Below are 21,569 nucleotides of genomic sequence, written 5' to 3'. Positions count from 1 at the left end.
AAATGAATTACCTTCGCACTCAGAAAAAGTAATTCACATTATGCAATACGATCTTATTGTTATTGGCAGCGGCCCCGGTGGTTACGTTGCGGCTATTCGCGCTTCACAACTCGGACTTAAAACAGCCGTTGTAGAAAAGGAATCTTTAGGTGAGTTTGTCTCAACTGGGGATGTATTCCAACGAAGGCTTTGCTGAAAAGTGCACAGGTTTTTGAATACCTCAAACATGCTGCTGATTATGGTATCACGGTGAATGATTATAAGGCAGACTTCGACAGCATCATCAAACGGAGCCGTCATGTTGCAGATGGAATGAGTAAGGGTATTCAATTTCTTTTTAAGAAAAATAAAATTGATGTCATCAACGGATACGGTAAACTAAAAGCCGGAAAAAAGGTGGAAGTGACGGATGAAAGCGGGAAGACGACGCTCTACGAAGCGAATCATATCCTACTTGCAACGGGGGCCCGTAGCCGTGAGTTACCCGGATTGAAGCAAGACGGAAAAAAAGTGATCGGTTACCGTGAGGCAATGGTACTACCGGACCAGCCCAAATCAATGGTGATTGTCGGATCCGGAGCCATTGGTTGTGAATTTGCTTATTTCTACAATAGTCTTGGTACAAAGGTCACCATCGTCGAATTCATGCCCAATATCGTTCCTGTTGAAGACGAAGATATCTCTAAACAACTGGGACGTTCGTTTAAGAAGTCCGGTATTGAGATCATGCTGGAATCTTCTGTAGAAAGTGTGGATACGAGTGGAGCCGGATGTCAGGTAAAAGTGAAGACGAAGAAGGGAGAAGAAATTATTTCCTGTGATATTGTTTTATCCACTGTTGGAATTACACCCAATATTGAAAACATTGGTCTCGAAGAAACGGGAGTGATCACCGATAAAGGGAAAGTGCTGGTCAACGATTATTACCAGACGAACATTCCGGGTGTTTATGCTATCGGAGATATTGTTAAAGGTCCTGCATTGGCTCATGTCGCTTCCGCAGAAGGAATTTGTTGCGTAGAAAAAATTGCCGGTTTACATGTAGAGCCCATCAACTATGGAAATATTCCGGGTTGCACGTATTGTTCCCCTGAAATTGCCTCTGTGGGCATGACAGAAAAAGCAGCGAAGGAAGCAGGATACGAAATCAAAGTCGGGAAATTCCCCTTCACTGCCAGCGGAAAAGCGAAAGCCGCCGGTGCGAGTGAAGGATTTGTTAAAGTAATTTTTGATGCGAAATATGGCGAATGGCTCGGCGCGCATTTTATCGGGATGAACGTGACAGAGATGATTGCAGAAGTTGTTGTCGCCCGAAACCTGGAAACCACAGGGCATGAGATTGTGAAGTCGATTCATCCACATCCCACGATGTCGGAGGCGATTATGGAAGCCGCGGCGGATGCGTATGGGGAAGTAATCCATATGTAGTATTAAACCTGCCGTTGGCAGGTTTAATACTCAGAATTCAGAATTCAGAATTCAGAATTCAGAATTGATAATTTATAAGAGAGAAGCGAGAAGGAGAATTGAAAGGGAGAAGGGAGAAGGGAGAAGGGAGAAGGGAGAATTGAAAGGGAGAAGGGAGAAGGGAGAAGGGAGAAGGGAGAAGGGAGAAGGGAGAAGGGAGAAGAGAGAAGGGAGAAGGAGAAGGAAGATGAGAATAGAGAAGGAGAAGGAAGAATTTTGAATGCACCACCTGTACACCGGATGGAAGATGCAGAATTAGGTTTGTATTTTTGAAATACTTTTAGCTACAAAGACAGCCCTGTAAGGGCGACATACTGGTACACGAGAGCCATCTTACCCCACCATACCACCTGCACCCGACCTACGGTCGGGTGCAGGTGTTTTAGGGAGAGAGGAGCCCTTCTCTTACAAAGATGTCGCCCTTACAGGGCTTGGGCATCGAAGTGCTCAGTACAATCAAAACCCCGTATGATACGTTCATCGTACAAGCCCTGTAAGGGCGAGATCTCTGTATCAAATATATATATCTTAGACTAAATAATAAAAGAAATGCTATCTAAGAAAAAAGTCATTGAATCCATTCAAGAACTACCAGCTAGTTTTTCAAGCGAAGATGTAATTGATCGAATTATTTTATTGGATAAAATCCAAATAGGGGATGGAACAATCAAAAGCAGGTAAAACATATTCTTTAAAGCAAATAGAGAATAAATTAAAAAAATGGTTGAAGTAAGAGTAACTGAAAAAGCATACCTCGACATTTCTGCTATTGGAGACTTTATTTCTCGTGATTCAGAAAAATATGCAAAAGCTACTATTCAAAGTTTTTTTGAAGCAATAAAGTATCTGGAAGAATTTCCAGAATTAGGAAGAATTGTCCCGGAAGTAAAGATTAAATCCATTCGTGAAATAATTCTTGGAAATTACAGAATTATTAATTGGATCATCTCTAAGAAGAGAGTAGACGTAATAGCTATTCATCATTCTGCTCCAAGTTTTAACTCAGAAACATATTAAAATGCGGAGAAAATAAAATTTCTTGCATCTACCTTTATGAAAGTATGCCGTTAGTTTTTAGGTTTCCAAAATCTTCCTTTACTTGTAAGAAAACCAATCAAAACTCTACCCGAAAAGCCAACACATCAATATCATTCTGCCGTAACAGGGATTGTAATTCCAAGAACTCAATACAATCAAAGCTCCGACTGATTCCGTCATCGTACCAGCCCTGTAAGGGCGAGATCTCTGTATTAAATCTCCCACGTTACGCCAATACAGGAATGAGATGCTGCGGCAGGGCTTGTATATAAATTAATAACCATTGCTTTCAACTGTTTAATGTCGATTTAACCTGATTATTTTTATTAAAAAGTCTAAAAACTTTTGTATTTTTGGTTATGACAAAAACGGAAATAAAAAACGAAATTCAAAAAGTGCTTGATAATGTTCCAGAGAACGTTTTGCAGGACATTTTAGTATTATTAAAAGATCTTCAGGGCATCCAAATAAACTATTAGAAGTATCCAATTCGCTTCGCAAAATTTTGAATGAGGACAAAGAGTTGCTCGAAAAGCTTGCTAAATGATCGACATCAGTACTGTTGAAAGAATTCATAATATTCTTATAGATAGATTTGGCGGAAGTAAAGGAATTCGGGATAGTACATCCTTGAAGTCGGCCTTAGCAAGACCCTTTGCGACATATGACCAAAAGGATCTATATCCGGAAGTCATAGATAAAGCTGCTGCACTATTCGAAAGTATGATAATTAATCATCCTTTTATGGATGGCAATAAACGTATTTCTTATGTATTGATGCGATTATTATTGTTAGAAGGAGATTTAGACATTGATGCCTCTCAGGAAGAGAAATATAATTTTGTTCTTATGGCAAGCAAAGGCGAAATTCGTTACGAAGAAATTAAAGACTGGATTACAAATAATTCACGCAGAAGAAACGAATCTGCAGGGTAGCTACTTTCCCTTCTTCGCACAAGCCCTGTAAGGGCGAAATACTGGTACACGAGAGCCATCTTACATCACCATACCACCTGCACCCGACCTACGGTCGGGTGCAGGTGTTTTAGGGAGGGAGGACCCTTTTTCAAGATGTCGCCCTTGCTTGTGTCGAAGTGCTCAGACAATCAACTTGGCACATTCTCAAAATGTCTTCTACAGGCCTTGGGTAGAGAGGATCTCTGTATCAAAACTCCACCCGATACGCCAATACAGGGATCAGCGGTGTCTGGTAATACGTTTTTACTTTTCCGGAAATCGGATTGAAGTAGTCGCCGAAAATATTTTTGTTGTTGGTGACATTCTGGATATCGAGTGATAAAATATGGGTAGCGTTGGGACGATTGCGCTTCATGCTGACGCGGATATCGGTACGGAAGTAGGCAGGGTATTGTTCGCTGAACGCCCGGTCTTCGAAGTAATAGGTGGTTCCTTCCGGCGATGGATTTCTCTATGTCGATGGGCGTTTTGCGGAGTCCGCCGGCGTAGACAACTTTTATATTGGCACCAATAATCCGATTGCGGAATTTTGCTCCGGTCTTGAATTCTTTTCCTGCTGTAAAGGTGAATGCATAGTTGGAATTGAAGAGTGTATTTCTCCATTTATCATCGAGTGCCTTGTATTGTGAATTGTACACCGAAGAGGAGAGCAGGAAGTAGAGATCATTGTGCAGGTATTGCTCGAAGGTGAGTTCAAGTCCGTAATTTTGTCCCAGGCCTTTGTTGACGAGCGGATCAGTGGCGTAACCATCGCGCAGATTCAATATGCTAAAGTTCTCCGATGTATCCGTTCCAACAGGCACATCAAACAGCTGCTGATAATACGCTTCCAGTTTCACATGCAACCAGGGCTTCAACATCCTGTCGTATCCAACAACCACATGATGGGATTTCGTCAACTCCAGATTTTTGTTGGGCGTGAACACGTTTCCGGAACTATCTCGCACCTCGGCAAAATAGACACCTATGGGTTGTATCTGGCTATGGAGTCCGTATCCCAAGGATAAACTTTGCTTCTCATTTACCGTGTACTTTATTCCTGCACGGGGCTCCACGGAATAGGTTTCGTTGATGGCCAATCCGAGGTAATGAACACCCAATTGCAGACTCAGTTTCTCGGTGATACGATTCATCCACGTAGCAAAGCCCTGCGTGGTATATGTACTTTCGCTGACATCCAAAGTCTTCACCACCGCATCTTTTTCAAAGTCATAATCTCTTTGTTCAATTGAAAATCCAATGCGTGAAAAAATCAATCCGGTGCGTATACTATGTTTCGCATTGAATTTATGGTGCAGTGTTGTACTTAAAATCGCTCTGTCATTTAACGTTTGTCCCTGTGCGCGACTCTCATTGACATAATCATCATTTAATCGCTTTTGTCTATAATTATTATCATAAATAGATCCCACTAATGCAGAACGGAGAAAAGTTTTCTTACCTATACTGATCGAGTGCGTGGCGCCGATTGCACCGGTGTTGGAACTGAAGGTGGAACTATACCGCTCTCCCTCCTCTTCCCATTTCACGGAATCCTTTTCTGCCTCAAACTTCTGTCCGCTCAATCCCCCGAAACCAAAGATGGTAAACTGACCGGCGTTCTTTGTAGGAAGATAAATATTCAGAGAGAGATCCTGAAAGTCCGTGGCTGCATCTCCTAAATCAATCATCTTTCCAATAGCCGCCAGCGTACTATAGCGATAGTTGATCAGATAAGAACCGTTGTACTTCTTGCTAAACGGTCCTTCCGCAGCGACATCTAAGCCGAGAAATCCGGCCTGCACGGTAAATTCTCTTTTCTCATTGTTTCCTTTGCGCAATTTCAGATCGAAAACACCACCCAATGCATTCCCATATTCTGCAGAAAAAGCGCCGGTGAGGAAATCGGAATTATTCAAGACCTGCGCACTGAGAATCGATATTCCACCTCCTGCCGTACCGGGAAATGAAAAGTGATTCGGGCTGGGAATCTCCACACCTTCCATTCTCCATTGCAAAGCATTGGGCGAATTACCACGTATAGAAATATTGTTATTGCCATCATCGGTACCTACTACTCCTGCAAATGATGTCGCCATCCGGGCCGGATCATTTACCGCTGCAGCAAATTTCCGTGTTTCCTCCACGGAGAAGGTACGCGCACTCACCAATGACATTTCATTCAGGGGTTTATTTTTCTCCAGCTCGGCAGTGATGGTGACTTCCTTCGTCATCACAATTTTCTCCCGCATACTTATCTGTAAAATCAATTCCTTACCGGAATTCAGCACCATATTCGGACGAAGGACTTCTTCGTAGCCCATCATGGTAAAACGCAAAGTATGATTCCCCACCGGGATATTCGAAAAGCGAAACTCACCGTTGATGTCGGTGGCGGCACCCTGTACAGGGTCGAGTGAACTGATGATGACCGTGACACCCGGAATAGGAATTTTAGAAATTTCATCCACTACTGTTCCGCGTATGGTTTGAGAGGGGACCTGGGCAGAGGAATTAAAATATAGCGTCAGGAATAGCAATGAGAAACAGAGGAACTTCTGCATAAATGGTGAGCTGAATGTTTGATTTTTTAATGAAGCGGCGAAATAGTTCGAAAGTAAGGTGAGTGCAAAGTAAATCATAATGCCAGGAAAGAAATATGAAAAAACGACGAAACGTAAAATCAGGGTACTCTAATTTAATCTCCACGGATCGAAGCGTTAAAAAAATAGCAGCCGAAACCTATTAAAAATAATTCATTCATTCAAAAGGTATTCACGGAGGCTATAACCACACTCACTTCTGATCCGTTGAACAAAAGTTGAATATATCATTGATAGAAAAACAATCTGATACTGCAAATTCAAGGGAGTCTTAGGGGTGATCAGGCATCGCTTTAAGCATGAACTGAGTTCTTCGTCGTACAAGCCCTGTAGGGGCGGAATCTCTGTAAGAAAGGAAATCATCTTCTCCCATCTATGCCGGCCCCCGACCTTTGGTCGGGGGCCGGCGGTTGTAAGTAGAGGGAAGTTTGTCGGTTACAAAGATTCCGCCCCTACAGGGCTTTGAAGGAAGAAGGGAAGTTTGTCGGTTACAGAGATTCCGCCCCTACAGGGCTTTGAAGGAAGAAGGGAAGTTTGTCAGTTACAGATTCCGCCCTACAGGGCTTTGAAGGAAGAAGGGAAGTTTGTCGGTTACAGAGATTCCGCCCCTACAGGGCTTTGAAGGAAGAAGGGAAGTTTGTCGGATACAGAGATTCCGCCCCTACAGGGCTTTGAAGGAAGAAGGGAAGTTTGTCGGTTACAGAGATTCCGCCCCTACAGGGCTTTGAAGGAAGAAGGGAAGTTTGTCGGATACAGAGATACCGCCCCTACAGGGCTTTTGTGGAAGAAAATGATTAGTGTCCGGCTTCCTTAAACTGATTCTCCAATGGAACTTTTTCAATGAGTGATTGGGCTACATTACCGGCAAGTGGACAACTTCTCACCAACGCACTACTTTCCCAATTCGCCCGATTGTAAATGTATTTCCGGGAATAAAGATTGCTGGAAAAAGTATAATCAGGTCCGGGATGTGTGGTGTAATTGATATCCTCCTCCGACTTCCAGAAAAAATCTTCTGTCAGATCAAAATCAACGCTGTGAAAAACAGGGTCAAGGAGGAAATGTCGGTATTGCTGATGTATTTCGCTTAAGTAGATACTATCCTTTTTCCAATAGAAATCGGCTTCTATACGTTCTTCCTGCTTGAACCAAACATATCTTCCGCCTCCATTCAAAAAATTCACTTTCGCATCAGGTTTTAAGGAGATGTGTAATTTATACTTTAACAATTGCAGGTCTTCCGTGGCAAACAAGAGTGAACCTTCTGTAATAAACAGTTCATCCTCGCTCGTAAATTGTAGTGTGGTCAATGAATTGTTTTCTTTCTCCTCCGGGAGATGAAATGTATAAGCAGATCTATCATCCGGTGAAAGGATAGTTCCTGCATCATGATAAACAGGGTTCTCTGAAAGCAGATCGGCAAGATGATCGGCATGTGTTTCTTTGTTTTTCTCCAGTGGATAAGCTCTTCTCAGTTCCACCATATTCATCCGCTCGAGTTTTGATTTCTGCGCAGAAAAGAAAATGGACCCGAGTGCTTCTACCAGAAATACGGCGCGACCATTTTCCCAATGGTACTGCCGGTAAAATCCCTTCATCGTGAATGAAGCCTGCGGTCTGCCTTTTTCTATTTTAGAACGGAGCTCTTTCAAAAGTGATGCGGGCGATTTACCGGTGGCCGTAAATTCAGGAAGTTGCCGGACAAGAGGTGCTATGTATATCCGCCGGATGTCCTTGCCGGAGAGAGGAGGAAAAGGCAATTTCACCACCGGATACCCTACCCGACTCAGGAGCAAGCGTATCTTCCTTTGCCATTCGAAGATTCCAGTTTTAAAATTCCATCTTCATTCGCGAAGAAAAGTTGTCCTGAAGGAATCGTTTGCGCCGTGATGAACGCAATGCCTGCACCGGAAACGGAATCGATACAATGAATGGAAATGGTTTGAGCGGTGACAAGAAATGGCGAACATCCTGACATCAGCAATAAAAATACAATCCGTAAACTTTCATTCGGCTAATTTCAATTTTGCTTGTCCGGCATAGAATCCCTCTCCTGCAGCAATTCGTTTAAACAACACCTCCGACTCTTTCACATTGCCGTTTTGTCGATAAGTTTCTGCGAGATGAAAGGAAGCTTCTTCTATAAATGCCGAATGCTTTTTCACCGTAAGCCGTTTAAACAATCCGATCGCCTTGTTCAGGTTCCCCTGCTGCGCAAATGAAAAAGCGGAATAGAACAATGCATTATCATCTTCCGGATATTTCTGTAAAATAATCGAAAGCTGCTCTATGGTCTGATTGAAATCATCGCGTCCAAATGCCAACAAGGCGGAACGCAGTAATTCGCGGTAAAAGACCGTGTCCTGATCTGCCTGAAGCGATTCTTGTCCGGACTCTCTTGCGTTTGCAAAGCGGGGATGGAGATTTTGTGGGACTTCAAATATCTGTTCGGCTATAGCATACTTCCCGGAGAAATCCATGACCTTTAAATTGTTCATATAAATAATCGGCACTTCAGGTCTGCCGCTCACCCGATATTCCGGCTTATTGAAATTTGCAGGTTGAATATTTCTCTTTTCGATAGCAAACAATTCTTCTGTCCACCGCTGACTCTGCTCCGGAATTTTCTCCGGCTCCTTCTCCCCTCTTGCTACAGCATCTGCTTCCCCGGATTCGACCTGCAGCACCACGGAGTCCGGCATCGCACCTATAGAATCAACGACTAAAATACTGGACGGTGTTACTGCTCCCTTCTCCATATCTCCTGCCTCCTTTTTATCCACAAGAGCAGATCCCCACCAACCGATGATAAACAACACCACCAACACGATGGAAATGGTCCATAAGGAAGAAAAATTTGTTTTAACAGCAACCGGCCTTGCTGCTGCAATATCCTTCAGGGCATCGGGACGCTCCATTCCTGCAAATCCTTCTACTGCGGCAGCGCATAAATCACAACCGACCAAATGCTCTTCGATCACACGAAGTTCAGCATGCGGCAATTTCTCCCTGGTATACAACCAGAGCGCATCCGCATCCGGACAGGACCCGGCGCCTCTATTCAGCATATTACTTATTGATGCTTTCATGTTTTTTGCGGAAATACAATTCAAGGTTCCGCTTACCATTTTGAATAAAACTTTTCACTTGATTTATCTGATATCCCGTTCTTTCACTCACCTGCGCATACGACAATTCATTTAAATAAAACAATTCGAGACAAACCCGTTGTTCTTCTTTCAAACTCTTCATCGCTTCCAGGACTTCCGTTTCATCCGGCACACCTTCCGATGCACCGGCACTTTCTTCTACTTCAGGGAATTCCTCACGTACATATACATTCCTGCGTTCGCTTTCCAGGCGGGACATACAGGCATTAAAAGCCACTCGTGTCACCCAGGCTTTGAAATGCTGCACTTCAAACCGCTTCAGGTCATCGAACAATTTCGCGAACAACTGACCGACCACATCCTTACTTCCCTCCTCATCCTTCAGGTACTTCATACAAAAGCCGAACAGCAGTTGCGCATACCGGTCGTATAAGACCCCCATGACTTCTCCATCCCCTGTCGCTTTATACACTGACAAGAGGTCTTCATCACTCTTTTGGCTATGCTTATTCTTGCCCGTGAAAAACTTCCACATACAGCTTGTTTAGAAGAGTGACAGCGAAACGACCTTTTTCCATAACACAAAGAAATAATAATTTTTTATGGAAATCCGGGAATTGCGGTCTTAGTAGAAACAAAAGATCATGAAAAACAAAATCCTCCTCGCCTTCTTGCTGCTCTCAGCAATCAACGGCAAACTCACTGCACAAAATGAATTTGGAGAAATCAGAGGGAAACTGACCGACAGTGTCAACCTGGAACCGATTCCCTTCGCCAGTATTATTGCTTATATGGACGGCACACTTATAGCCGGAGCAACGACGGATATCGAGGGCTACTTCTCCATCAAACCTCTCCAAAGCGGATCCTATCAGATCAAAACCAGCTCGCAGGGCTACTCCAGCCTTATCATTAACGATGTAAAAGTCAACTCCGGAAAAATGACATTTTTAACGTTAAAGTGTTATTCGGTAGGCATCACTCTCCCCGGACCAACCATTTCCACCTATACTACGCCACTCATCGATCCCGGACAGATCTCCACCATGCAGGTGCTTGGAACGGAAGAAATCCGCAGTTCGCCCTATATGGATGTCAAACAATTGGCAGCGACTACGGCGGGTGTGTATCAGGAAGATGAAGGGGAATCGATTTATATGCGTGGAGCGCGGGAAGATGGAACGGCGTATTATATTGATGGCATCAAAGTCATCGGAGATTTTCGTCTGCCAAAGACTGCTATCAAAGAAATGAAAGTACTAACGGGAGGCATCCCCGCAAGTATCGGTGATGTGACCGGAGGAGTCATAATGATTACAACAAAAGGGTACTCGAAATGGTAATGAATGCAATTGTCTTTTCCAGTAAAATTCATCTGTTTAAACGCAGCGACCGCCACGAACCCGCCGCGAACGCAGCGCCTACATGAAGAATCTATAGCATAGTTAGATTCAAGTTGGAATTTCTTTTTCAAAAAAAATCATCTGTTTAAACGCAGCGACCGCCGCGAACCCGCCGCGAACGCAGCGTTTAAGTTGGGAATTGTTACTGCTCTGAAAGGCTTCTCGAAATGGTAATTGGAAAGGATAAGAGAACGGGAGAAATTAAATCATCTCCCGTTATTTTTTTCTATATCTATCCTCTTAACTCCAGCAACGCCACACTCTCCACATGGGCGGTATGTGGAAACATATCTACAGGCTGTACTTTTATCAGATCGTATTTCTCTGACAGCATCTGCACATCACGCGCCTGAGTGGCGGGGTTACAGCTCACATATACAATTTTAGGGCAATTACTCTTGAGCAGTTGCTCCACCACATCAAAATGCATCCCTGCACGGGGAGGATCAGTGATGATGACATCGGGATGCCCTTCCTGCCGGAACAACTCTTCCTTTAACAAATCCTTCATATCTCCCGCGAAGAAAACCGAATTGCTCACGCCATTCAACTCCGCATTCAGTTTTGCATTTTCAATGGATTCCTGCACATACTCTATCCCCACTACTTTTTTAACAGTCCGGGAGATGAATAAGGCAATGGTGCCGGTGCCGGTGTACAGGTCGTAAACGATTTCATGTCCCTGAAGTCCGGCAAAATCTCTGGCAATTTTATAGAGCTCTAAGGTCTGACCGCTGTTGGTTTGGAAAAATGATTTGGGTCCAATCCTAAACTGCAGCCCTTCCATCTCCTCGGTGATATAGGGCAAGCCCGACCATGTTTTCACTTCGAGATCATGGAAGGTATCGTTCCCTTTTGGATTCACGATGTACAAGAGCGAGGTGATTTGCGGAAAGGTCGTCTCCAGATGTCTGAGCAAGCCTTCGAGTACTTCCTGATCATTTTCGTACACCATCACAATCACCATCAATCCGCCGGCGAGGGTATTGCGGATGATGAGTCCGCGCATCATGCCCGCCTTGTGACGCAGATTCATGAACGGAATTTCATGTTCGAGGCAATATTTCCGCACTGCCAGACGAATGGCATTGGAGGGATCGGGCTGCAGGTAGCAGGTTTCGATATCGAGCACCTTGTCGAATTTGCCGGGAATATGAAAACCCAGCGCGGGACCACCGGCTTCCTCCCTTTCTGCATACTCTTCGCGCGTCAGCCATTTCTTATCGGCGAAGGTATAATCCAGCTTATTCCGGTAGTAGCGCGTATTGGCCGAACCGAGGATAGCCATGACATTCGGATTCGGAATCTTGCCAATGCGAATCAGGGTCTCCATGACTTGCTTTTGTTTATATTTCAGCTGACTTTCATAGTCGAGGTACTGCCATTTGCAACCGCCGCAGGTCCCGAAATGTTGGCAAAAGGGATCAATGCGCAGGGGAGATGGCTTCCTGAGCTCCACCATTTCGCCCTCGAGATACGATGAATGCTTCTTGCGAATCCGGACATCGACGATATCGCCCGGCACTACTTTTTCAATGAAAATGACCAAACCTTCCCATTTGGCAATCGCGCGGCCCTCTTCGGCCATGTCAACTACTTCTAAATCACTGAGTATTTTCCCTTTCAATTTAAGTAAATTTACCTTGCTATTACCGGCATTTGTAAAACTATTGACGGCGACTGCTGTTTATAAGTGCAAATTTAGATAACTTTGATGTGTTAAGGAACCATGAAACGCTGGCCCATTTTATTCTTGTTGCTTTTATCGGGTTTTACTTCCCGGGCCTATCATATCGCGGGAGGTGATTTAACGACACAATGGTTAGGTGGAAATTCCTTTAAGGTGACGCTGACCCTCTACAGAGATTGCTCCAACCCCAGCGCGGCGAATTTTGATCCTACGATTATCATTGCTGCCTATACGATGAATGGCAGTGTGCTGCAGGATTCGTTTCATGTGAATCTCTCTACTGTAGTACCTTTGGAATTAGCGGGAGCGGGATGTATTCCTCCTCCGGCCGTTTGTATGGAAAAGGGAGATTATATCCGCACGATTCAGTTGCCCCCTTCTTCCGGAGGATTTTATCTGGTATGGGAACGTTGTTGTAGAAACAGCACCGTGACGAATCTCAATAATCCGGATCGTACCGGGATGACTTTTTATCATGAGATGGCCAATCCGGTATTGAATAATTCCAGTCCGGTGTTTAACAGTGCCCCTCTCCCCTACACCTGCGCCGGACAATTTTTCCGTTTCAACTTCGACGCCACCGATGCCGATGGAGATTCACTGGTGTACAGCCTCAGCGATCCGATTGCAGGAGGCTATTCCTCGAACCAGAATCCCAACCCCTTTAGCGCGACCAACTCACAGGGAGGAGGAAATCTGGCGCCCGAGCCATTGCCCTATCAGAATGCGGTCTGGGAGTTTGGCTATAGCCTGGCCAATATCTGCGGCGGAACGGTCCCGCTGACCATCAATCCCGCCACCGGTCTGGTAGAAGGTATTCCCGATGACCCCGGATTTTACGCCATGGCGGTGACGATTGAAGAATATAGAAACGGAATCCTCATCGGACGTGTGCGCCGCGAAATAGAATTTACGGTGATCATTTGTGATGACAATGCCGCGCCCAACCTCTCTGCCAATGTGGCGAATTATAATTATGAAATTTATGCCACCGATACCTTGAACTTTGAAGTGAAGGCCAGAGATCCGGATGGCGATTCCATTTTTCTTGTGCATACCGGAGAGGTGTTTAGTCAATCCCCTGCGGCCGGACTTTCTGCGCCCTATGCCATCTCCTCCGACACGGTGGGTGTGGATTCGGTTAGCGTGAATTTCTACTGGGAAACCACCTGCAACCAGGCGCGCGATTCGGTGTATAAAGTGGTGTATGAAATTAAAGATAACGGCTGTCCGATACCGTTACTATCTCTGGGGAAAGTATTTATCCGCGTGAAGCCGGTGCCCATCATTGAGAAGCCGAACTTACTCTGCCTGGGACTTGAAAATGATCTGGTGCATGTCTATAAAAATCCCCAGCCGGAAATTCTCGACCGGTATTTTCTGCATTATAAACTTTACCGGAGTGTGAATGGCGGCCCCTATCAGGTCATTCAAAACGAAGAAGACCCTGCCAAATTCATCCTTACCGATTCATCGGCTGCTGATCCCTTTTCCAACGATTATTGCTATTATATTTCCGGCGTGAACACCTGTGGTGAAGAAGGAATTGTATCCGACACTTTATGTTCCATTACACAAGTCAACACCACGGTCAATTACATCGAAGTCGTTTCCGTAAAAGATGAAAATACCGTTTCGCTGCGCTGGGAAGATTTTCCGGATGGACAATACGGCACCTATATCATCGAGCGCCGTAACAATGAACCCGGCAGCCTCTTCTCTGAAATTGCCCGACTCAGCGGCAAAAAAGATTACGAATGGGAAGATGCACAAACCTTCACCGATAAGCAGAGTTATTGTTACCGGATGAAGAACATCAACTTCTGCGAAAACGAAAGTGAATACAGCAAGGAAGCCTGCACCATCCTGCTCAGCGGAGAAGCAAAGCCCTTCTACAATAACCTCTCCTGGACACCCTACAGCGAATGGCGCGGCGGCGTTCAATCGTACCTGCTCGAGCGCTCCGGCCTCGCCACCAACACCCCCTTCGGACCCATCGTCCAGCTTTCCGCCCAGGGACTCGCCTTTGAAGACCGGGAAATCCCCCTCTCCGGAGGCGTATTCAATTACAGAGTGCATGCTTTTGAAGGATCAGGAGGAAGCAATGCCGAGAGTTTCTCCAACGAAGTAGAACTCGTACAATCGCCCTTGCTCTACGTTCCCAATGCCTTTAGTCCGAACGAAGATGCCAACAACAACACCTGGGGCCCCGCCTTCGCCTACGTAAAAAACCTCGAAATCCAGGTCTTCAACCGCTGGGGCCAACGCGTTTTCTACACCAACACCTTCGAACAAACCTGGGGATGGCAAATACAACGGCAATGATTGCCCGCAAGGGGTCTACTTATACAAAATTAAATTTTCCGGTTTTGAAAAAGCCGACATTATTGAAAAAACCGGGACGGTAACATTAATACGGTAGGAATTAATTCAGAATTCAGAATTCAGAATTCAGAATTCAGAATTCAGAATTAAAAATTAAGAATTAAAAATTAAAAATTCTATCTAGTCGTCATCATAGCGCTAGCCTTAGTGTCCCTCAGTGTCCTTTGTGCCTTAGTGGTTAAAACCGTCGTCACTATGTCCCCGAAAATCTTTATCCTTTGATAAAATGAGTATCTTGATAAGATAAATTCAATCTTTTCACGGTATATACTGGCTGCCTACCCCAAATTATTTGCAGGACGACAATCCTTCCTTACCTTTGCCCGTATGCGATTCGACCCCACTACTATCAGCACCCAGCAAGCCATTGAACTCGAAGAAAAACACGGTGCACATAACTACCACCCCATTCCCGTCGTCATCACCCGCGGAGAAGGTGTCTATGTCTGGGATGTAGAAGGCAACCGCTACTATGATTTTCTCGCCGCCTATTCAGCCGTCAATCAGGGACATTGTCACCCGCGCATTCTTCAGGCCATGATCGACCAGGCCTCACGCCTCACCCTCACCTCCCGAGCCTTCCACAACGACATTTTGGGCGAATACGAAGCCTTCATGACCAAATTATTTGGTTACGATAAACTATTCCCCATGAACACCGGCGTTGAAGGAGGAGAAACCGCCATCAAACTCACCCGCAGATGGGCCTATGATGTGAAAGGCATCGAGAAAAACAAAGCCAAAATCCTCTTTGCCGAAGGTAATTTCTGGGGAAGAACGTTATCTGCCATCTCCACTTCCACCGACCCTTCCAGCTACGAAGGCTTTGGACCCTATATGCCGGGCTTTGAAGTCATCCCTTACAACAATATTCCGGCACTCGAGAAAGCCCTGGAAGACCCCAACGTAGCAGGTTTCATGGTAGAGCCCATACAGGGAGAAGCGGGTGTGGTTATTCCGGATGAAGGGTATTTGCAGAAGGTAGCGGCATTGTGCAAGTCTAAAAGAGTATTATTCATTGCCGATGAAGTCCAGACCGGCATCGCCCGCACCGGCAAAATGCTCGCCTGCGACCATGAGGGTGTACGACCGGATATCTTAATTTTAGGAAAAGCCCTTTCGGGAGGAATGTTACCCGTGTCTGCTGTCCTGGCCGATGATGAAATCATGCTCACCATCAAACCCGGCGAACACGGCTCTACCTACGGCGGCAATCCACTCGCCTGCAAAGTAGCCATGGAAGCCATGCAAGTTGTCCTCGACGAAGAACTCGCCGACAACTCCATGCGCCTCGGTAAAATCCTCCGCGACGAACTAAAAAACATTCAAACCGACCTCATCACCACCGTCCGCGGCAAGGGACTTTTCAACGCCATCGTCATCCGGGAAACCGATAAAATCAACGCCTGGGATATCTGCCTCAAACTAAAAGAAAACGGCTTACTTGCGAAACCTACACATGGACATATTATCCGCTTTGCTCCGCCGTTGGTGATTACGGAGGGGCAGTTGAGGGAGTGTGCGGAGATAATAAAGAGGACGATTGAGGGGTTGTAGATCGAAGTTTAAGGTTCAATTTAATATTTGTTTTGAAGAGGGCTCTTTATGATGAGGTGATTTATTGATGTTTTTGATGGTTGGGTGAAAGGAGGGTGTTTGTATTAAGGATTTTACCAGGTAGATCTTGAATATCGGCATATGACGGCTCAGTTAATAGGCTGAATTACAATTGCATAGAGAAATACCTTTTAACTATCCGGTATATTAAACAATTTATTATTTTTGAAGGAGAAAAGATTCTTTTAGTGCCTTTCTACTAATACACACCTTACTTCTTTCAAGTTTTAAATGTTGCTTATGGTTATTCCTTTGACAAAGACGACCAGAGCCTCAAATATGGAGTGCTTAAAATTTGGAACTTATATCTCAAAGACAGACAGGGCGAAACTTCGAATTATGGAGAATTTGGATTGCATTTACAATGTCCTTGGCGTTTGACAAATGACAACGAAATAATTATGCAGGCAGTAACGACCTATACGAACAAGCGGACGAAACAGCGAACTATGACGAGAATTTTAATTGGGAAGAGTTTAACGTAAATTTAAGAGACGTAAAACTTGACAGGTTTATAGCAGACACAAAGCACATTGTAAAATCTGCAATTGCAGACAATTTTGGTGGACTTCAAATTTGTTTTGACAGCAAAGTAATCTTGACAGTTTTTCCTGTAATTGCGTCAAAGGCAGACAACGAATATTGGCGACTACTTGACAACAGAGACGAAACAAAAAATCATTATGTAAGCAAATCAACAGGCTATGACTTGGATTGACAACAATAAGACTAAAGAAAAACGGCACATAACAGCACATTTGCAATAGGCGGGGTTTCGTGCTCCGCATATAGTTTTGTGGTTATATTAAGTTTGTATCTTCGAATAAACATTTGTGGTGAAAATCCCGCCCATCGCAAATCTGCCAAACGTTATGGGAAAGTTTAAAGCAAACTCAAATAAAAAAATAAATATTTTTAATTATAATTGTATCTCAAATAACTTTACAATACTCTCAATTTCTACACCAAACAAAATTAAAACTAATAATGGTAATAACTGTTAGCAAAAACTAAACATGTCACTAATTATTGAAGAAAATATATGTTTGATTATTTTGTCCAATACGGCATTTAAAGTAAGTAATTTTAAATATCCCTATAAAAACTCCAAATATCAATTCTAAAATATTTATTTATTTTAGAATCAAAAACACACTTGAATTAATTAAATATTGTACCATAAGAATTAAAAAAATGAATAAAACTCGAATTATTAATAATAGAATCAATAATCTATTATTAGCATTGTGTTTAATTACTATACTATCCATTTTCCTTCCTTGGGGTCACGTTGAAAGTTCAGTTTCTTATAGAGGAGACAGTTCTTATAATAACTCGAGCTTTCGTACAGCAGGCATATCAGGGATCAGTTTTAATGCTGGATTTTTCGCTTTTGCGACAATAGCATTTTACGTCTACTTAATTTACAACAAAAAACTTAGGCCTCGTTATTTATTTGTTATTTTGCCATGGGCTATATTTTTTACTACATTTGGATTTATACATACTTTATCAAAAAGTAAAATAAGCAGTCAATCTGGATATGGGGAATTTAGCAGTAAAATAAGTGGAGCTATTAGTGCTGAATATGGTTTTTTACTTTTTATTCTATTTTCAATACTTATTTTAATATTTTCAGCCTTCAGAACAAAAAAAATAATTTCTAGTGCATTAGGGGAAGTATCTCACTCAGAACAAAACGCCTTAAGTACTGAGCAAAATAGTGAAATCTCACTTGCAACTTCATCAATTACTTTAAATGATTCACAAGATGACATTAATGAAGATAAACACAAAATTCAAAAACATTCTACTGTAGACGAAAAGCAAATGTGTTAATTGAAAGTACTGCTTCTAATGCAATGGGAAAAACAAGTCGACAACTGACAAATAGGACAAAATTGCCCAATTCATATTTGAAATATTTATCTATAGTAGTTGGCTTAACAACTTTAATAATTCTCTTTTATTCTATTAATGATACCTCAACTGATAAAATTAGTATATCAAACGAACAGTTAATCACCGATGAACGAGAAAGGTTAGATGAAATTGTCAATAATGTAAGCCAGTCTGTACTAGAAAAAAAAATATGATGATGCGTTATTGATGGTAAATAATATTAATTGGCTATTTTCACAGGGTCAAATGCTGATTATGTTGAACAATATAACAATCAAAGAGAGAATTTACGTCAAACAATTTTGCAATTAAAAAATAATCAGGATTCAATAATAAAAACTGAAGATATCGAGAAGGAAAAAAAAGCAAATGCAGTTTCAAATTATGATTCAACTCTTCAATTAAGCATGGAAAGTGTTGTATACCCACATAAGGCAACAGTGAAAGTTGCCAAAACTTACTTCTATGATGAACCAGAAGTAAATTCTCTTAGACACTCTTACATTATTATAGGTCAAGAAATCCAAGTTTTAGATAGCGAGGGAGATTTTGTATATGTGTCTTTTGATAATAATAGAATTATAACAAAAGGTTGGTTACTAAGAGCAGATTTAGAAGATAATGAATGAACGTAATTAATAACAAGATAATTGCAATTAAAACTGGATAAAAAGTATCATGTTTCTTGTAAAGGACAAATCAGTAGATCGCGAATCAAGGATTCTTAAATTCGTTGAAAACGATCCAGCACTTGCTATAATTATGGCAACTATTCATTTTGAATGGACAATTCAAAGAGCAATTATCTCTTTAAGTATATTACCTAATAAAGAAGTAAGGCGCAATTTAAAAATGGTTTATGGTATTAAAAAGTATAAAGATTGTTGGAAGGAATTGATTTCAGATGTTTTATTTTTGCCCAAGCTTCCGACAATTGTAAAAGAATGGAATGCAGTAATCAAGGCTTTTGAACTCAGAAATCAACTTGTACATGGGAAAACCAGTTGTTCCATTAGATTTGCCACGCCAAGAGTCAAATCTCTCATTGATGCTGCTAGATTAATTAGGATTTTTTGTGAAAACCAAAGTATTAATCTAGATTCAAAATTAACAAGTAAGAAGAGTAGAATTACTAAAGAACCTTACCATAACAGAACATTTGCAATAGGCGGGATCTCCTGCTCCGCAGATAATTCTACATTTTTAGAAAATGGTATCTTCGAATAACGTTCACGGTAAAAAGCCCGCCCATCGCAAATCTGCAAAATGTTACCACCAATGCTAAAAGACAGACGACACAGAAAGACAATGACTGAAATTGGAGTCGACATACAGACCATATCTACCAAGCGGACAAACGTTCAAGCTGACCGTGTTTTGCTATTGGGACAGTTGACAGTAAAAAAAGAAAATGCCCACTTTTCGCATTTTCTAAAATTTCTTTTAGCCAACCGCACAAACGGCACATTGGGTTTTGCCCGACACACAACCCTACCCTTCACAAAAGCCAAAGAACCGTTTTATATCTTCGCATTATTACCTAAATATTACACCAGATAAATGTTCGACATATTTAAGCAAGACATAAAAATTGGGGATAAAGTAAAACTTTACTTGACGACTGGAAAAGAACCAGAAGGAATTGTTGTTTCTATTGGTGAAAACTTCGTTTTACTTCAAGCTAATGATAACACTCAAAATAGATTTTTCGACAAACTAATTGGTGGATGGGAAGTGATTTTAAAAATAAATACGGAAGTATTTGAGGAGAAAACAAGAAGTATTGAAGAAAAATTTCAGAAAAAAGAAATACTTGAAGCGGCTACTTCTCTTAGACAAAAACTGGATAGGGTTAACGAATTCATAAAGCCAAATGCAAATATAATTGATGTCAGAGGTAAACGTTTGTTGCTGCTAACCAAGAACATAATAAAATAGTAGTTCCCAATAGTAAGATTTACCAAACTGATTTGCAAAATGAAATAGAGTCATTCGAAATTGGATCCATAATTCCAGTAGTTGTTGTGTACTATACTACAGCTGGAAAAGAAGCAATATGTAATTCGATCGCAAAACCGCAACCTATTTCTACTTTTGCTAATGAAATTGTTTGCTATATTGAAAATGATGATTTTGAAAAGGCTAGTTTAAGTCTTTTTATTATTGCGGCTAACATTGCTAAAAAGTACCCCGAAATTGAAATTCTTATAAGATATTTTAAATCTCTTAATAAAAAAGAGGGGCAAAAAGAAATTAAGAAAACAGATATAAAGTCACCTGAAAATCCTGAAAACAGAAAGGCATTTAAGCAAATTGAAAAAAGAATAAACGACCTAATTCGTCAACAAACCTATGAAGGTGCATTAAAGTCCATTGATGAAGAGTTAAAACACAATACAATTGATAATAAATATAAAAGCAGTTTACTATTAAAGAAAGCACAGATTTATTCTTCACTCAACAATCCTACTTTATCTGAACATTCTTATCAGGAGTTAATTAGATTTAATGAGTTAATCAAATCACCAGATAATAATCTAAGTCATTTATATACTGAACTGGCAAGGCTTCAGGCACAAAATATAGATAAAAGTACTAGCCCTTAATTCTGTTAAAAGCTCTTAATTTTAAACATAATAACAATTTCTGCAATTAACCTTTTAAGACAATTTAGAGGGAAAGACAGTAAGGGTTGACCAGCCAAAAACAAATAAAGAAACCGATGAACATTTGCTAATTGAAACAGATGATGACACTACTGCAATTAGCAAAATGATTGACATTGATATTAAAGAACATAAATACACTCATCCGGATATAATACGTAATGGTGGAAAACCTACTGCATTTGTGGCAAAAGCTATACTTGAAGAAGCAAAAAATGCACGTGAAGTTGATATGTCTGAAAGATATCCTCTCTATCTAGAAGCAGCTAAAGCATTTAGCGAATTGAATATTGGTAGTTATGATTTACAAGATTATTTAGAGTCAGTTGCTTATTATTCAATGCTAAAAGGCAACTCATTATTTCTGCAATTTAGAAATTCAATAGTTTCAAAGTGAATCAGTTCTTAATCCATAAGACTCAGCAGTGCATGTAGTTATTATATTGAATCATTAAACCTTCTTTCGAATATTGATTCCAGATTATTGGTAACAATACTTGCGAATTACTTAAAGTTAAAACTTGTTGTATACAATATTGAAAAAGATAGCGCAATTGACTTTAATGAACTTTTCAAAGGAAATTTTGCAACTGTGTTCAAAGATTGTATAAAATCAAGAAATAGGGAAATAGAATCAATTGCTTACAAGGTAATTGTAGATTGCGGAGCATCTAGTATAAATGCATGGAATAACCTTTACAACCATCCAAATGGCACTAAGGTATTGTATG

The 21,569-nt window shown here is 41.8% G+C and carries 17 protein-coding genes and 2 pseudogenes; 13 read left to right on the top strand and 6 right to left on the bottom strand.

Going from position 1 to position 21,569, the window contains the following annotated elements:
* The first annotated feature begins 40 nt into the window (after positions 1 to 40).
* The 4 genes and pseudogenes from lpdA (at position 41) to IPJ86_06500 (ending at position 3,441) form a co-directional block, all read left to right on the top strand.
* Positions 41 to 1,428: pseudogene (lpdA, locus tag IPJ86_06515) on the top strand (dihydrolipoyl dehydrogenase).
* Positions 1,429 to 1,492: 64 nt separating this feature from the next.
* On the top strand, positions 1,493 to 1,687 hold the full coding sequence (locus IPJ86_06510) for a hypothetical protein (protein MBK7886957.1): 195 nt from the start codon (positions 1,493 to 1,495) through the stop codon (positions 1,685 to 1,687).
* Positions 1,688 to 2,187: 500 nt separating this feature from the next.
* Positions 2,188 to 2,484 carry a type II toxin-antitoxin system RelE/ParE family toxin gene (locus IPJ86_06505; protein ID MBK7886956.1) on the top strand — a complete coding sequence of 99 codons (297 nt, stop codon included), beginning with the start codon at positions 2,188 to 2,190 and terminating at the stop codon, positions 2,482 to 2,484.
* Between the two features lie 564 nt (positions 2,485 to 3,048).
* Complete coding sequence (locus IPJ86_06500) at positions 3,049 to 3,441, top strand: type II toxin-antitoxin system death-on-curing family toxin (GenBank protein ID MBK7886955.1); 393 nt, start codon at positions 3,049 to 3,051, stop codon at positions 3,439 to 3,441.
* A gap of 229 nt (positions 3,442 to 3,670) precedes the next feature.
* Here the strand turns inward: IPJ86_06500 and IPJ86_06495 are convergent.
* The 5 genes and pseudogenes from IPJ86_06495 to IPJ86_06475 all read right to left on the bottom strand — a co-directional run bounded on the left by IPJ86_06495 (position 3,671) and on the right by IPJ86_06475 (position 9,710).
* Positions 3,671 to 6,026: pseudogene (locus IPJ86_06495) on the bottom strand (TonB-dependent receptor).
* Between the two features lie 833 nt (positions 6,027 to 6,859).
* Positions 6,860 to 7,861 (bottom strand): hypothetical protein, encoded by a 1,002-nt coding sequence (locus IPJ86_06490; GenBank protein MBK7886954.1) that lies wholly within the window; start codon positions 7,859 to 7,861, stop codon positions 6,860 to 6,862.
* On the bottom strand, positions 7,852 to 8,043 hold the full coding sequence (locus IPJ86_06485) for a hypothetical protein (protein ID MBK7886953.1): 192 nt from the start codon (positions 8,041 to 8,043) through the stop codon (positions 7,852 to 7,854). The genes IPJ86_06490 and IPJ86_06485 overlap by 10 nt, the downstream gene beginning before the upstream one ends.
* A 28-nt stretch (positions 8,044 to 8,071) precedes the next feature.
* Positions 8,072 to 9,154 (bottom strand): tetratricopeptide repeat protein, encoded by a 1,083-nt coding sequence (locus tag IPJ86_06480; protein MBK7886952.1) that lies wholly within the window; start codon positions 9,152 to 9,154, stop codon positions 8,072 to 8,074.
* Positions 9,135 to 9,710, bottom strand: a complete 576-nt coding sequence (locus IPJ86_06475; protein MBK7886951.1) for a sigma-70 family RNA polymerase sigma factor — start codon at positions 9,708 to 9,710, stop codon at positions 9,135 to 9,137. The genes IPJ86_06480 and IPJ86_06475 overlap by 20 nt, the downstream gene beginning before the upstream one ends.
* Before the next feature lie 109 nt (positions 9,711 to 9,819).
* On the opposite strand from IPJ86_06475, the gene IPJ86_06470 reads away from it, so the two are divergent.
* Positions 9,820 to 10,518, top strand: a complete 699-nt coding sequence (locus IPJ86_06470) for a carboxypeptidase regulatory-like domain-containing protein (GenBank protein ID MBK7886950.1) — start codon at positions 9,820 to 9,822, stop codon at positions 10,516 to 10,518.
* A 292-nt stretch (positions 10,519 to 10,810) separates the two neighbouring features.
* Here IPJ86_06470 and rlmD read toward each other — a convergent pair whose 3' ends face one another.
* Entirely contained in the window at positions 10,811 to 12,166 is a 1,356-nt protein-coding gene (rlmD, locus tag IPJ86_06465) for a 23S rRNA (uracil(1939)-C(5))-methyltransferase RlmD (protein ID MBK7886949.1), read from the bottom strand.
* A 141-nt stretch (positions 12,167 to 12,307) separates the two neighbouring features.
* On the opposite strand from rlmD, the gene IPJ86_06460 reads away from it, so the two are divergent.
* From IPJ86_06460 to IPJ86_06425, 8 genes are all read left to right on the top strand, one after another.
* The gene (locus IPJ86_06460; GenBank protein ID MBK7886948.1) at positions 12,308 to 14,593 is read left to right on the top strand and encodes a gliding motility-associated C-terminal domain-containing protein; all 2,286 of its coding nucleotides are present in this window, start codon (positions 12,308 to 12,310) and stop codon (positions 14,591 to 14,593) included.
* Between the two features lie 387 nt (positions 14,594 to 14,980).
* Complete coding sequence (rocD, locus tag IPJ86_06455) at positions 14,981 to 16,210, top strand: ornithine--oxo-acid transaminase (GenBank protein ID MBK7886947.1); 1,230 nt, start codon at positions 14,981 to 14,983, stop codon at positions 16,208 to 16,210.
* A gap of 1,254 nt (positions 16,211 to 17,464) precedes the next feature.
* Positions 17,465 to 18,109, top strand: a complete 645-nt coding sequence (locus tag IPJ86_06450; protein ID MBK7886946.1) for a hypothetical protein — start codon at positions 17,465 to 17,467, stop codon at positions 18,107 to 18,109.
* Between the two features lie 287 nt (positions 18,110 to 18,396).
* Positions 18,397 to 18,801 carry a hypothetical protein gene (locus IPJ86_06445; GenBank protein MBK7886945.1) on the top strand — a complete coding sequence of 135 codons (405 nt, stop codon included), beginning with the start codon at positions 18,397 to 18,399 and terminating at the stop codon, positions 18,799 to 18,801.
* Positions 18,802 to 18,850: 49 nt separating this feature from the next.
* A complete protein-coding gene (locus IPJ86_06440) occupies positions 18,851 to 19,399 on the top strand; it encodes a hypothetical protein (protein ID MBK7886944.1) in 549 nt (182 codons plus the stop codon).
* 333 nt (positions 19,400 to 19,732) lie between these two features.
* Positions 19,733 to 20,110, top strand: coding sequence for a hypothetical protein (locus tag IPJ86_06435; protein MBK7886943.1), 378 nt, complete (start codon positions 19,733 to 19,735; stop codon positions 20,108 to 20,110).
* Positions 20,111 to 20,142: 32 nt separating this feature from the next.
* On the top strand, positions 20,143 to 20,778 hold the full coding sequence (locus tag IPJ86_06430) for a hypothetical protein (protein MBK7886942.1): 636 nt from the start codon (positions 20,143 to 20,145) through the stop codon (positions 20,776 to 20,778).
* A gap of 124 nt (positions 20,779 to 20,902) precedes the next feature.
* Positions 20,903 to 21,235 carry a hypothetical protein gene (locus IPJ86_06425; protein ID MBK7886941.1) on the top strand — a complete coding sequence of 111 codons (333 nt, stop codon included), beginning with the start codon at positions 20,903 to 20,905 and terminating at the stop codon, positions 21,233 to 21,235.
* Positions 21,236 to 21,569: the final 334 nt, after the last annotated feature.

The sequence above is a fragment of the Bacteroidota bacterium genome, assembly GCA_016713925.1.
Taxonomy (GTDB): Bacteria; Bacteroidota; Bacteroidia; order AKYH767-A; family OLB10; genus JAJTFW01.
This window is presented reverse-complemented; position numbering and strand designations above follow the sequence as displayed.

Excerpts from the sequence above, each read along its gene's own strand:
- IPJ86_06435 (MBK7886943.1), top strand. The coding sequence starts at position 19,733 with ATGTTCGACATATTTAAGCAAGACATAAAAATTGGGGATAAAGTAAAA.
- IPJ86_06470 (MBK7886950.1), top strand. The coding sequence starts at position 9,820 with ATGAAAAACAAAATCCTCCTCGCCTTCTTGCTGCTCTCAGCAATCAAC.
- IPJ86_06505 (MBK7886956.1), top strand. The coding sequence starts at position 2,188 with ATGGTTGAAGTAAGAGTAACTGAAAAAGCATACCTCGACATTTCTGCT.
- IPJ86_06480 (MBK7886952.1), bottom strand. The coding sequence starts at position 9,154 with ATGAAAGCATCAATAAGTAATATGCTGAATAGAGGCGCCGGGTCCTGT.
- rlmD (MBK7886949.1), bottom strand. The coding sequence starts at position 12,166 with ATGGCCGAAGAGGGCCGCGCGATTGCCAAATGGGAAGGTTTGGTCATT.
- IPJ86_06460 (MBK7886948.1), top strand. The coding sequence starts at position 12,308 with ATGAAACGCTGGCCCATTTTATTCTTGTTGCTTTTATCGGGTTTTACT.
- IPJ86_06500 (MBK7886955.1), top strand. The coding sequence starts at position 3,049 with ATGATCGACATCAGTACTGTTGAAAGAATTCATAATATTCTTATAGAT.
- IPJ86_06450 (MBK7886946.1), top strand. The coding sequence starts at position 17,465 with ATGAATAAAACTCGAATTATTAATAATAGAATCAATAATCTATTATTA.
- IPJ86_06475 (MBK7886951.1), bottom strand. The coding sequence starts at position 9,710 with ATGTGGAAGTTTTTCACGGGCAAGAATAAGCATAGCCAAAAGAGTGAT.
- IPJ86_06440 (MBK7886944.1), top strand. The coding sequence starts at position 18,851 with ATGTTTCTTGTAAAGGACAAATCAGTAGATCGCGAATCAAGGATTCTT.
- IPJ86_06485 (MBK7886953.1), bottom strand. The coding sequence starts at position 8,043 with ATGTCAGGATGTTCGCCATTTCTTGTCACCGCTCAAACCATTTCCATT.
- rocD (MBK7886947.1), top strand. The coding sequence starts at position 14,981 with ATGCGATTCGACCCCACTACTATCAGCACCCAGCAAGCCATTGAACTC.